The organism is Paraburkholderia sp. MM5384-R2 (assembly GCF_014201025.1).
GTDB classification, from domain to species: domain Bacteria; phylum Pseudomonadota; class Gammaproteobacteria; order Burkholderiales; family Burkholderiaceae; genus Paraburkholderia; species Paraburkholderia tuberum.
Genome location: NZ_JACHDI010000019.1, coordinates 13354 through 25082 on the forward strand (window position 1 = coordinate 13354; position 11729 = coordinate 25082).

Sequence of the window (11729 nt, forward strand, 5' to 3'; positions counted from 1 at the left end):
AGGCCGCGTCGCCTGCTCAGCTTACGTCATGTCGCGGCGCCTCACCCAATAGCAGCGTGGTCATGAGCGCGGTGATGCGCTGGATGTCGCGGTGATCGCCGATACGCTGATTGATCACGAAGCCGTCGAACGCCATCCAGATCACGTGAGCGAACAGGTCGCCGCCGAGGGCCGCGACGCGCTCGGCGGGCAGCGCGTCTTTGAGGAGCTGCGTGAGGAAATTCTCGACCGATACGAGCAGATTGTTCGGTTTCGCAAGACCCGCGGGCGCGCTCGCGAGTGCGTCGATCAACGAGTTCGCGAAGGCGTTGTCGGCGGCCGGGATGTCGTCCCAGAGGCCCGCCAGGATGCGCTCGATCTTCCTGCGCGGACCGTTGAGCAACGCCACTTCGCTGCGCAGCCGATGCAATTGCTCGATCAGCCAGGGCTCGTAGATTTCATAAAGGATGACGAGCTTGGAGTCGAAGTAGACGTACAGATTGGCGACCGTGGTGCCCGCGAGACGGGCGATTTCGGTCATCGTCGTGGCTGAATAACCCTTTTCGCTGAAGGCGTTGAACGCGGCCGTCAAAATGGCTTCCCGCTTGACGGCTTTTTTGATTTGCGGCACTTGAGGGCTCTCTATCGGAAGGGCGGTGGTCGGTTCGGGGCATTCTATCAAGCCGCCACGCCTACGCCGGTGCGTGTCGGACGCTGCCGACCGCGACTTCCATTTCGTTCAGAAAAGCGCGCGACGGCACGGCTCGGCGGTGCCGTCGCGCGAGAGCTTCGATGAGCGCGCATTGGCGAAGTTCGCGTCGACGCCTGGAATGTCGCGCCAAAGACCGATACACCTCATAGAGGATCGCGAGCTTCGAGTCGAAGTACACGTACAGATTCGCCGCGGTCATGCCGGCGGCCGAGGCGATCTGCGCCATCTTCGTCGCCGTGAAGCCTTGCTGCTGAAAGAGCCTGTGTGCGGCTTGCGCGATCAACCCATGCTTCCCGTGTTTCATTACAGCGCTCCCGTTCGGATTCGCGCGGACATGCCCCTGTTTCGCGAAATCAGCAAAAGACACTTGACGATCAAAATTTTTCAAAACAGAATACTATTCATTAATAAACGACATTCGTTTTTGAGGTGAAGCTATCGTGTCCACGACCTTGCTGTCCCCCGAAGTCCCCGCGCCGGCAGGCACGCTGACCGGCCGGTATCCCGAACTCGGCTCCGGTCCGATCCCGGTCGAGCCGTACATTTCGCCGGAGTACTACGAGCGCGAGAAGCAACACATCTTCAAGAAGACGTGGCTGCAGGTCGGTCGGATGGAGGAGATTCCGAAGCCGGGCGACTACTTCGTAAAGGACCTTGCCGCGTGCGACACGTCGATCATCGTGGTGCGCAATCGTCAGGGCGAGATCCGCGCCATGCACAACGTGTGCGCGCACCGCATGAACGAGATCGTCTACGACAAGTGCGGCAACACCCGCAAATTCTTCTGCAAGTTTCATGGCTGGGCCTACGACCTCGACGGCAAACTCACGGGTGTGCCCGACGAGAAGTGCTTCTTCGGTCTCGATCGCGAGCAGTTCGGCCTCTCGCGTGTGGCGTGCGACGTGTGGCAAGGCTTCATCTTCGTGAACATGGACCCGAATCCGCCGGTCTCGCTCGCGGATTACATGAGGCCGATGTTCGGCGACATCGAGGGCTATCCGTTCGATAAGCTCACCGCCGGCTTCGGCTGGCAAACGGTCGTCAACTGCAACTGGAAGCTCGCGCTCGACGCGTTCCAGGAGGCGTATCACGTCGCCTACGTGCACGGCAATTCGATCGCGGACGCGATCGACAAAAGCGACAACGAAAGCATGCCGCCGCTCGACGCGCTGTGCGGCGAATTTCATCGGCGGCTCTCGCTGGCGGGCAACCAGAAGTCCGTCTATGGCAACCCGAAGGCGGTGACCGAGGGCGGCGCCGCCGCGCAGAACGCGTTGTCCGAGCAGGGGCATAAACGCCCGATCGCGGCGGCGGCATTGCGCGCGGGCATCGGCAGCGCGAAGCACGCGTTTGCGCTCGACGCGCTGCCGTCAGGCGTGAACTGGACCAGGAGCCCGAACTGGCTGTTCGACATGAACATCGTGTTCCCGGACTTTTACGTTTCGCTGCGTCCGAACTATTGCCAGGCGTACAACTTCCGTCCGATCTCGCACAACCAGACGCTCGTCGACGCACGCGTGTACTACCCCGAAATGACGACGCCCGGCGGCCGCTTCTTCCTCGAATACATGAAAGTCGCGCTGCGCGACGTGCTGCTCGAAGACTTCAGCACGCTCGAACGCACGCAACGCGCGGCCGAAACGGGCGCGAAAAAAGTGATGGTGTTGCAGGACAACGAACTGCTGGTGCGCCACGCGTATCACGTCGTCGAACGGATGCTGGCGCAAGGCGTCGCGGCCGGTGCGACGGTTTAACCAGGAATCGAACATGAGCACCGCAATGCCTACCCAGCCGGTCAATTTCGTCAGCAGAAAAGCGCCCGTCGCCCGCACATTGCCCGCGGGTTTCGAGTCGCTCGCGCCGTTCGTCGACATCTGGGCGCTCGAGACCGAAACCGCACGCAACGCGCAACGCCACGCGGTCGGCATGGAAGCCATTCTTGCGTTTCGCGACGCGATCCTGCCGCAGGTCGACGACGTCGTCGCATATCTGAACGGCTACGCGCTCGCGACGCTCGACGAGCATCCCGGAGCGATGACCTTGATGTACCTGCTGCTGTCGCTGGCCGAGATCGCGCCTGCAATCGAGTTCTATAACCAGCCGGCCGTCATCGACGGATACGAGTCCGCGCGTTTTCGCGCCGACGAGACTTTTGTCATGCGTCCGCTGCCCTGAACGTTGACGCGATCGGCCGGTGCGTCCGGTCTGAACCTGAAGGAGACAGCAAATGGCGAAATGCCGCGTGTTTGGCATCGATCACGGCCTGAAGACCGTGGTCGAAAACGGCCTGTACATGAAGACGATGATCGGCGCGACGATGAGTGTTGCGGTGATCAGGTTCGTCGAGCAGGAGGGCACGAATCTGCCCGCGAAGGCGCACGATCACGGCGAGGAAGCGTCGCTGCAGGTGCTCGGTTCGTGCTCGATCTTCGAGGTGCGGCCGGACACGCCCGACGTCGAGCGCACGCTCGCGCAAGGCGACGCGATGATCATTCCCGCAGGCCTCAGTCACTACGGCAAGAACTGCTACGGCGCGCAAGGCGTGAGCATGCGCTTGAACGTGGTGTCGCCGCCGCGCGCGGAATATGGCGCGCAGGACGACACGCCGTATTACCCGCTCGCCAATCGATGATGAGGGACGCAAATGAATAATCGCGCTGACAATCTGGCCGGCGACATCGCGCAATGCACGGCAGTTCAGGCAGGTGAGCGCTGGCGCGATCCGCACGCGGCGAGCCAAACGGTGCGCGCGCAAGGCGCGCTCTTGAGCACGGAGTTCGCGGTGTTCGAGCCGAGCGAAGTGCGCGACGAGGCAGCGGGAGCGCGCGGCGAGGAAGTCGTCGCGATTCTCGAAGGCCAGTTCGATATCGATGCGGCCGGCGAGCATTACCGGCTCGTCGCGGGCGAGGCGATCCTGATTCCGCCGCGCGAGCCGCGTCGCTTTACGTGCATCGGCGCCAAGGGCGTGCTGTATCGCGCCGGGACCAGTGTGTGAGATCGAATCATGAAGCACGATCCATTTGAACCGGATGACGTGAAGCACGTCGTCGTCGTCGGCGCGGGCCATGCTGGCGGACGCGTCGTGCAGCATCTCGTGTCGCTGGGCTTCGCGGGGCGCATCACGCTCGTAGGCGACGAGCGTCATCCGCCCTACGAGCGGCCCGCGCTCTCGAAGGAATGGCTGACGAGCGAAACCGAGCCGACGCTCGCGGCGTCGCCGCTCGTTCTGGCGCCCGCAGCGTTCTGGGAGCCGTCGGCGTTGCGCGATGCGCGTATCGACCGCCTGCAGGAACGTGCGGTCGCGCTCGATGCGACTGAGCGCGTGCTGACACTCGCGAGCGGCACCCAAGTGCGGTTCGATCGCCTGGTCGTGGCGACGGGCGGCGCGCCGCGCGACGGCGCGATTCCCGGCGCGAACCGGCCCGGCGTACACCTGCTGCGCACGGTCGACGATAGCCTCGCGCTGCGCCGCGCGCTGCGCGAGAGCCGTGGCCTCGCCATCATCGGGGCAGGCGTGATCGGCATGGAAGTGGCGTCGTCGGCGCTCGAGCTCGGCGTGCCGGTGACGGTGCTCGAAGCGGGCGAGCGCGTGCTCGCCCGCTGCCTGTCCCCCGTGATGTCCGAGTGGCTGCTGCGCGAGCATCGTGCGCGCGGCGTGCGGGTGGAACTGGGGGTCGCCGTCGAGTCGATCGCGGACGCAGCGCAAGCGGCGCAACTTGCCACCGACGGCACGCGCTATGTCGTGCGTTGCAAACTCGTCGACACCACGCAAACGCGATCACGCGAAGCCTTCGACGTCGCCGCCGACACGATCCTGATCGCGATCGGCGTCGATTGCGCGCCGGCGTTTCTCGCGGGCACGGGGCTCGCGGGACGCCAGGGCGTCGACGTCGACGAAACCTGCCGCAGTCCGCATGCGCCGTGGCTTTACGCGGTCGGCGACGTCGCGCATGTGCTCGATGGCGAGAGCGAGCGCGGTGGTCTGCGTCAGGAAACGTGGCGCAATGCCGAGAACCAGGCGCTCGCGGTCGCGCAGACCCTGATCGGCCGCGCGCAGGCGTATCGCGAAACGCCATGGATGTGGACCGATCAGCTCGGCAACAACATCCAGGTCGTTGGCCAGCCCGATCCGCGCGACGAGGTCGTGCTGCGCGGCGAACCGGGCGCTGGACCCTGCGCGGCGCTGAGCGTGCGCGACGGTCGCATCGTCGCGGGTGTGCTCGTCAACGCGGGCCGTGAGCGGCGCTTCCTCGAAAAGCTTGTCGCCAGCGCGATGCCCGTGGACCTCGCGCGCCTCGCGGACCCCGGCACGTCGCTCAAGGAGCTTGCCGCATGAGCGCGATCTCGATGGGAGTGGCCGACGCACGTACCCGCAACGACACGCCCACATACAGCGGCGCGCAGATGGCAGCGCTCGCGGCACGCGTCGAACGGCTCGAAGCGATCGAAGCGATTCGCGCACTCAAGGCGCACTACGGCGCGCTCGCCGACGCGAAGTACGGTGGCGACTACCGCAAGCTCGACCGCGAAGCGCTCGCGGACATCGCACACCAGCAAGCGGCCTGCTTCACCGGCGATGCCGTCTGGGCGGGCGGCAATGGTTTCGGCGGCGACCTCGTCGGACGTGAAGCGATCGAGCGCTGGTTTCTCAACTCGCCGTGGCGCTTCGCGATGCACTACTACGTCAGCGAGACGCTCAAGGTGGATGTCGCGCGCGGCGTGGCGCAGGCGAACTGGCGGCTGATGCAGGTGGCGCTGCGCGAGGACGCGGACACGCGCGCAGGGGCGGTGTGGCTGGGCGCGGTCACGAACGAACACTACCGGCGCGACGCGGCGAGCGGCCTCTGGTTGATCAGTTACATGAAATTCGAAGCGCTCCACATGATGACCCTGGCGGATAGGCCGCTGCCGATCGCCAGCAATTTCGCGGACCTCGACGCGCTGCGCGTCGACCGCACCGAGGACAATCAGTCATGACAGAAGTCATTGCGTCGCCCTGCGCGACCCATACGGATTCTTGCCGCGGTACTGTCGCGCTCGATATCGCCGAGCACGCGTGCCGCGTGCTGCAGAACATACCCGTCAACGCGGAGTATCGTCACATGATCGTCGCCGCGCCGATCGGCGCCGCGCTCGCGCAACCGGGCCAGTTCTTCCATCTCGCGTGCCCGCCGGGCGCCGCGGGCACGTCGTTTCTGCGGCGGCCGATGAGCGTCTACGGCGCCGATCCGCTGCGGCACACCGTCGAGTTTCTCTACAAGGTGCAGGGTATCGGCACGCAAGGGCTGGCGACGTTGCGGCCAGGCGACACGCTCGATGCGCTCGGACCGCTCGGTCGTGGCTTCGAATTGCCTGAAAAGACGCGCCATGTCTTGCTGCTGGCGCGCGGGGTAGGCCTTGCGACGCTCGCGCCACTCGCGGCGCATGCCATCGCGCGGGGCGCGTGCGTGAGCTCCGTGCTAAGCGCGCGCAGCCAGGCCGTGGTGATGTCCGCCGAGCGTTTGCGCGTGGCGGGCGCGACGGTTCATATCGTCACCGACGAAGACGGCAGCAGCGATCCCGCGCGCGTCGAAGCGCAACTCGAAGCGCTGCACGCCGAAGCGCCGTTCGACTTCCTGTCCACCTGCGGCTCGAACCGGCTTCTGATGCTGCTCCAGAAGCTCGGCAAGTCGTGGGGCGTGGCGGGACAAACCGCGATCGAGCAGCACATGGGTTGCGGAATCGGCTCGTGCTATGCGTGCGTGCGTCCATTCCGCGCGCATGCCGATTCCGACCGTCTGACCTTCCGGCGCGTGTGCTGGGAGGGCCCCGTGTTCGATTTGCAGGAAACGACATCATGGTAGACCTGAGCGTCAAGGTGGGCGGACTCACGCTCGCCAATCCCGTCATGCCCGCGTCCGGCACTTTCGCGCACGGCAACGCGCGCGTGTTCGATCTCAATTGCCTCGGCGCGATCGTCACCAAGACGATCACCGCCGACATTCGCGAAGGCGTACCGCCGCCGCGGGTTGCCGAGTTCAAGGACGCGACGCTGTTTTCGATCGGCATTCCGAGCAAGGGCGCCGACTATTACATCAATACGACGGTGCCGTTCTACCAGCGCTATACGCCGCCGATCGTGGGCAGCATCTCCGCGAATTCGGTGGCCGAGTTCGGCGAGCTGGCGGGGCGCATCGGTACGAGCGGCATTGCGGCGATCGAGGCGAACGTGTCGTGTCCGAACCTGAAAAAGAACGGCAAGGCGTTCGGCATGGACCCCGAGGCGACGTATCAGGTCGTGCGCGCGATGAAGTCGAGCACCCGCGTCCCCGTGTGGGTCAAGATGACGCCGAACGCCGGCAACCTGGTCGAAGTCGCGCTCGCCGCGCAAGCCGCCGGCGCCGATGCACTCGTGTGCTGCAACGCGATTCTGGCGATGGCGATCGACGTGCGGACCTTCAGGCCGCGCGTCGCGAACGTGATGGGTGGCCTGACCGGCGCCGCGACCAGGCCGATTCTGCTGCGCATGGCCCACCAGTGCGCCGAGGCCGTCGAGATTCCCGTGATCGGCTGCGGCGGCATCAGCACGGCGGAAGACGCGATCGAGTTCATGCTCGCGGGCTGCGCAGCGGTCCAGGTCGGCACCGCCAACTTCATTACGCCGAACGCGATGCCGCGCGTGATCGACGGGCTGCGTGCGTTCTGCGAGCAGCGCGGTCTCGCGCGCGTCGCGGACCTGATCGGCGCAATGCAGCGTCATGACGTGATCAATCTGCAAAAGGACTATGCGCTATGAAGGTCATTCCTATTGCCTCGGTATGCGGGCGCACGGTTCACGCGCCTGCGCACGCGGCTGAGGCGGCGCTCGCGAGCGGCGGGGCGCCGGCGCTATCGATGGCCGCCGACGCGTGGCATCTGCTCGGCGAGCTCGATCGGTGTTTTGACGGTAACGATTGTCTGGGCGTGACGATCGACACCGTGAAGGTCGGCTTGTTTCGCGTCGCCGGCGAAATCCATGCGCTCGACGATATCTGCACGCACGGCAACGCGTTGCTGAGCGAGGGCCTGCTCGACGGTCACGAGATCGAATGTCCGTTGCACGCTGGCCTCGTCGACGTGCGCACGGGCAAGGGCACGACCGCGCCGATCGTGCGCGATACGCGGCGCCATGAGGTCCGGATCGACGGCGGCAATCTCTACGTTCGGCTGCGCCGCTGAGACGATGAGCTTTTTATCGACTGCAACCAAAACCGCGCGCGGGCCGAAAATCGCCGTGATCGGTACGGGCGGCACATTTGCGATGCACGCGCGTTGCCCGTTCGACTGGGTCGAGTATTCGGATAGCGGCGTCGTGCATCCGATCGACGCCCTGCTCGCGACGCTCGGCGAACTCGCGCCCGACGTCGAACTGCTATCCGTCACGTTTCGCAGCCTCGGCAGTGTGGCGATCCAGCCGGCGGACTGGGTGGAACTCGCTCGGCTGATACGGCACACGGCGCTCGCCGATCCGTCCATCACAGGGTTCATCGTGACCCACGGAACGGCGACGCTCGAAGAAACCGCGTGGTTCCTGCAACTCGTGCTCGACATCGCGCGGCCGGTGATCGTCACGGGAGCGCAGAGGCCCGCAAACACCGCGGGCAGCGACGTGCTCGCGAACCTGCGCGGCGCGATTGCGGCAGCGCGCGATCCGCTGAGCGCGGCACACGGCGTGCTGGTCGCGATGGACGGCTGGCTGTTCTCGCCGCGCGACGTGACCAAGGCGGCCAGTTTCGAACTGAACGCGTTCGAGTCGCCGGGCTACGGTCCGCTCGCGCGCATCGAGCCCGACGCGCGTGTTGCGTGGCGGCGCGGTGCGATTGCAACGCGTCGCGGTAGCGAATCCGCATGGTTCTCACGAGCGCTGCTGGAAGCGGATGCGCCATTCGCGCTGCCGCGCGTCGATATCGCGATCTCGTATGCGGGTGCCGACGGTGTGGCGATCGACGCGCTGGTCGCGGCAGGCAGCGCCGGCATCATCAGCGCGGGACTGGTGCCGGGACGGCCGGCGGCAGCCGAGGCGGCCGCGTATCGCAAGGCGGTTGAGGCCGGTGTCGTGGTCGTGCAGTCGAGCCGCGCGGCGCGTGGCGTGGTGCCGCCTCAGGCGTTTCTGGCACGCGACGGCGTAGTCGCGGGCGGCGATCTCGCGCCGCACAAGTTGCGCATTGCGTTGATGCTCGCACTCACGTTCGATGGCGATTCGCGAGCCGATTTCGCGCAACGGCGCGAACGCATTCAAACCATTCTGCTCGCGTTGTGAACGCTTCGGCACGCAAGGAGGCATTTCGAATCATGCAGTTCTCTTACCTCGTGACCTGGGTGCATCCGGACCCGGCGGCATGCATCAGCGCCGACGACCTCGAACGCATCGCCGCGATCGTCAACTCGACGCCCGCGCTGCGCCGCTCCCGCCTTTACACGCCGGAATCCGCCGACGATTACTACACGCGGGACGGCGCGTCGCCGATCTTCGCGATGCAACTCGACTACGACTCGGTGTTCGATCTCGAAGCGCCGATCGCGGCAGGCGGCCATTTGCAGGCGCTCGCCGCGGCCAATCTCGCGAGCCTCGCCGGATGCCGCGTTGAGCAGCAGGCGATGCTGCGCCGTCCGTTTCCCGTGGCCGATGCCGACGCGCGCGTGCCAGCAGGCAGCCTGCCATGCCAGTTCCTCGTGCACTACCCGGGCCACGCGCTCGACTTCGACGAATGGATCAACTACTACCTCACGCATCATCCGCAGATCATGTTCGACTTTCCGAGCGTGCGCGAGATCGAGATTTTCACGCGCATCGACTGGCTCGACGCGATGCCATGGACGCGCGTGCACTACATGCAGCGCAACAAGCTGATGTTCGACAGCGCACGGGCGATCACCGAGGCGATGCACTCGCCGGTGCGCCACGCGATGCGGCAGGACTTCGAACGATTTCCGCTGTTCGAGGGCAGCAACATCCATCATCCGATGGCGGCGCGCACGACCTTCTTCGACTAACGCAATTCGCAAGGGGCAAGCATGAGCATCGGGTTCGGTCATCTCGCGCGTATCGGGCATCTGTACCCGTCGGGTGGACTGTGCGACTTCGAGATTCAGGCGATGGCGCCCGACGGCGTGCAATTCGTCACGACGCGTTTGCCGTTTCGCGACACGTCGATCGAATCCGATCGCACGTTGATCGACGACATCGAACAGCACGCGCAACTGCTCGCCGACGCGAAGGTCGACCTGATCGCGACGAATTGCACGGCCGCGGGCGTCGTGAACGGACCTGACGCGATCAATGCACGGGTGACGGCAGCGACGAACATCGCGGCGGTCACGACGATCGAGGCCGTGCTCGCCGCGTGCGACGCGCTGGGCGCGAAGAAGCTGGGACTCGTGACGGCTTACGGCGAACGCGTCGTCGCGGCGGAGCAGGCATTTTTCGAGCAACGCGGGCTGAGTGTCGTCGCCGAAGCGAGCCGCGCGTGCCGCACGCCTTTCGAGCAGGGCACGGTGCAGCCCGAGGTCTGGTCCGACATCGCGACGCGACTACCGGGCGATTTTGACGTGTTGCTGATCAGTTGCGCGGGCATTCGGGTGAGCAGCGTGATCGCTTCGATCGAGACGAAAGTCGGACGGCCGGTGATCAGCAGCAATTCCGCGCTGTTGTGGTACTGCCTGAGGAAGCTGAACATCTCTGCGAAGTCGCCGGGATATGGCGTTCTGTTAAGCGATTGAGACGGTCCCTCTCCTGGCCGCACCACTTTCACGGTTTCTCCCGTTGCCTGCTGCACCTGGCGCGCCAGGGCGAGATATCGGCCGCATCTGGCGCGTGGCGGAGCAACTCGAATATGGCATGGTGGGCATCAATACCGGCCTGATTTCCAACGAAGTCGCGCCGTTTGGCGGCGTGAAGCAGTCGGGTCTCGGCAGGGAGGGCTCGCACTACGGGATCGATGACTACCTGGTGATCAAGTACCTGTGCATGGCGGTTTGACGCCGGTCCGATAGTCAGCGTGCGGCACGGCCAGGCGTAGAATCGCGGGCGCAGCGGCGAGTCCATTCGTCGCCGGACCGGAGACCGATGGCTGATGGAAATCAAGTGGATCGAAGACTTCATCGCGCTCGCCCGCTATCAGAGCTTTTCCCGGGCGGCGGAGTTTCGCAACGTCACGCAGTCGGGTTTCAGCAGACGGATCCAGTCGCTCGAACAATGGGTCGGCGCCGATCTCGTCGATCGCAGCGGCTTTCCGCCGACCCTGACCCCGGCAGGGCAACTGTTTCGTGACGCGGCCGAAGACATCCTCGACAAGCTGTTCGACACGCGCGCCATCATTCGCACCGAACAGCGCATCGCCGGCACGAGCCTGCAGATCGCAGCCGGCCACACGATCGCACTCAACTTCCTGCCCGCGTGGCTGCGCACGCTATCGAAGCATGTCGGCGAAGTGCGCGCGCGCGTGATTCCGGCGAACGTGCACGATTCGATACTGATGCTGGTCAACGGCAACTGCGAGCTGATGTTCGCTTATCACCATCCGCAGCTGCCGTTGCATCTCGATCCGACCAGGTACGAATGCGTGACCGTGGGCGTCGATACTTTCATGCCGGTATGCAGGCCCAATCAGCGGCTTGCGCACGTGTACCGTCTGCCCGGCGTGATCGAACATCCGATGCCGTTCATCGCCTATACGGAGACGAGCTACTTTGGGCGCTGCTTCGCGTTGCTGATGGAGCAGAGCAAAGCGTCGCCCGCCTTGCATCTTCACTATGAATCCGACATGGCCGAGGTCGTGAAGAAGCTCGTGCTGGAAGGCGAGGGTGTCGCCTGGCTGCCGAAGAGCTCGATCGCCGCCGAACTCGACAGCGGCCAGCTTGTCGCCGCCGGCCGCTCCGAATGGCAACTGGAGCTGGAGTTGCGCGTGTATCGCGACCTCACGAACCGCACTGAACTGCTCGATACGCTGTGGCGGCATCTGCGGGCCTCGTCGGGGTCAGCCGAATAGCGCCGCTAGGGTTATCCCGCGTTATGCGAAAA

Annotated in this window: 15 protein-coding genes and 1 pseudogene; 14 read left to right on the top strand and 2 right to left on the bottom strand. The window is 65.0% G+C overall.

The window, feature by feature from the left end; genetic code table 11:
• Positions 1-16 precede the first annotated feature (16 nt).
• Positions 17-610 (bottom strand): TetR/AcrR family transcriptional regulator, encoded by a 594-nt coding sequence (locus HDG37_RS26035; RefSeq protein ID WP_184052470.1) that lies wholly within the window; start codon positions 608-610, stop codon positions 17-19.
• A 61-nt stretch (positions 611-671) separates the two neighbouring features.
• On the bottom strand, positions 672-995 hold the full coding sequence (locus tag HDG37_RS26040) for a helix-turn-helix domain-containing protein (protein ID WP_260335005.1): 324 nt from the start codon (positions 993-995) through the stop codon (positions 672-674).
• A gap of 136 nt (positions 996-1131) precedes the next feature.
• On the opposite strand from HDG37_RS26040, the gene HDG37_RS26045 reads away from it, so the two are divergent.
• From HDG37_RS26045 to HDG37_RS26110, 14 genes and pseudogenes are all read left to right on the top strand, one after another.
• On the top strand, positions 1132-2445 hold the full coding sequence (locus tag HDG37_RS26045) for an aromatic ring-hydroxylating dioxygenase subunit alpha (RefSeq protein ID WP_311541597.1): 1314 nt from the start codon (positions 1132-1134) through the stop codon (positions 2443-2445).
• A 13-nt stretch (positions 2446-2458) separates the two neighbouring features.
• The gene (locus tag HDG37_RS26050) at positions 2459-2866 is read left to right on the top strand and encodes a hypothetical protein (protein ID WP_184052472.1); all 408 of its coding nucleotides are present in this window, start codon (positions 2459-2461) and stop codon (positions 2864-2866) included.
• Positions 2867-2918: 52 nt separating this feature from the next.
• Positions 2919-3323, top strand: coding sequence for a cupin domain-containing protein (locus HDG37_RS26055; RefSeq protein WP_184052474.1), 405 nt, complete (start codon positions 2919-2921; stop codon positions 3321-3323).
• Positions 3324-3335: 12 nt separating this feature from the next.
• Positions 3336-3686 (top strand): cupin domain-containing protein, encoded by a 351-nt coding sequence (locus tag HDG37_RS26060; RefSeq protein WP_184052476.1) that lies wholly within the window; start codon positions 3336-3338, stop codon positions 3684-3686.
• A gap of 9 nt (positions 3687-3695) precedes the next feature.
• Positions 3696-5027 carry an NAD(P)/FAD-dependent oxidoreductase gene (locus HDG37_RS26065; protein ID WP_184052478.1) on the top strand — a complete coding sequence of 444 codons (1332 nt, stop codon included), beginning with the start codon at positions 3696-3698 and terminating at the stop codon, positions 5025-5027.
• The gene (locus tag HDG37_RS26070; RefSeq protein WP_184052480.1) at positions 5024-5668 is read left to right on the top strand and encodes a nuclear transport factor 2 family protein; all 645 of its coding nucleotides are present in this window, start codon (positions 5024-5026) and stop codon (positions 5666-5668) included. The genes HDG37_RS26065 and HDG37_RS26070 overlap by 4 nt, the downstream gene beginning before the upstream one ends.
• Positions 5665-6534 (top strand): dihydroorotate dehydrogenase electron transfer subunit, encoded by an 870-nt coding sequence (locus HDG37_RS26075; protein WP_184052482.1) that lies wholly within the window; start codon positions 5665-5667, stop codon positions 6532-6534. The genes HDG37_RS26070 and HDG37_RS26075 overlap by 4 nt, the downstream gene beginning before the upstream one ends.
• On the top strand, positions 6528-7466 hold the full coding sequence (locus HDG37_RS26080) for a dihydroorotate dehydrogenase (protein WP_184052484.1): 939 nt from the start codon (positions 6528-6530) through the stop codon (positions 7464-7466). Before HDG37_RS26075 ends, HDG37_RS26080 begins: the two co-directional genes overlap by 7 nt.
• Complete coding sequence (locus HDG37_RS26085) at positions 7463-7888, top strand: non-heme iron oxygenase ferredoxin subunit (protein WP_260335008.1); 426 nt, start codon at positions 7463-7465, stop codon at positions 7886-7888. Before HDG37_RS26080 ends, HDG37_RS26085 begins: the two co-directional genes overlap by 4 nt.
• Before the next feature lie 4 nt (positions 7889-7892).
• Positions 7893-8969, top strand: coding sequence for an asparaginase (locus HDG37_RS26090; RefSeq protein ID WP_184052486.1), 1077 nt, complete (start codon positions 7893-7895; stop codon positions 8967-8969).
• Positions 8970-9001: 32 nt separating this feature from the next.
• A complete protein-coding gene (locus tag HDG37_RS26095) occupies positions 9002-9703 on the top strand; it encodes a hypothetical protein (RefSeq protein WP_184052488.1) in 702 nt (233 codons plus the stop codon).
• Between the two features lie 21 nt (positions 9704-9724).
• Positions 9725-10429, top strand: a complete 705-nt coding sequence (locus HDG37_RS26100; protein ID WP_184052490.1) for an aspartate/glutamate racemase family protein — start codon at positions 9725-9727, stop codon at positions 10427-10429.
• 70 nt (positions 10430-10499) lie between these two features.
• A pseudogene (locus HDG37_RS26105) lies at positions 10500-10688 on the top strand (aldehyde dehydrogenase family protein); the annotation flags it as partial.
• 94 nt (positions 10689-10782) lie between these two features.
• Complete coding sequence (locus HDG37_RS26110) at positions 10783-11697, top strand: LysR substrate-binding domain-containing protein (RefSeq protein WP_090811571.1); 915 nt, start codon at positions 10783-10785, stop codon at positions 11695-11697.
• The last annotated feature ends 32 nt before the right edge of the window (positions 11698-11729 follow it).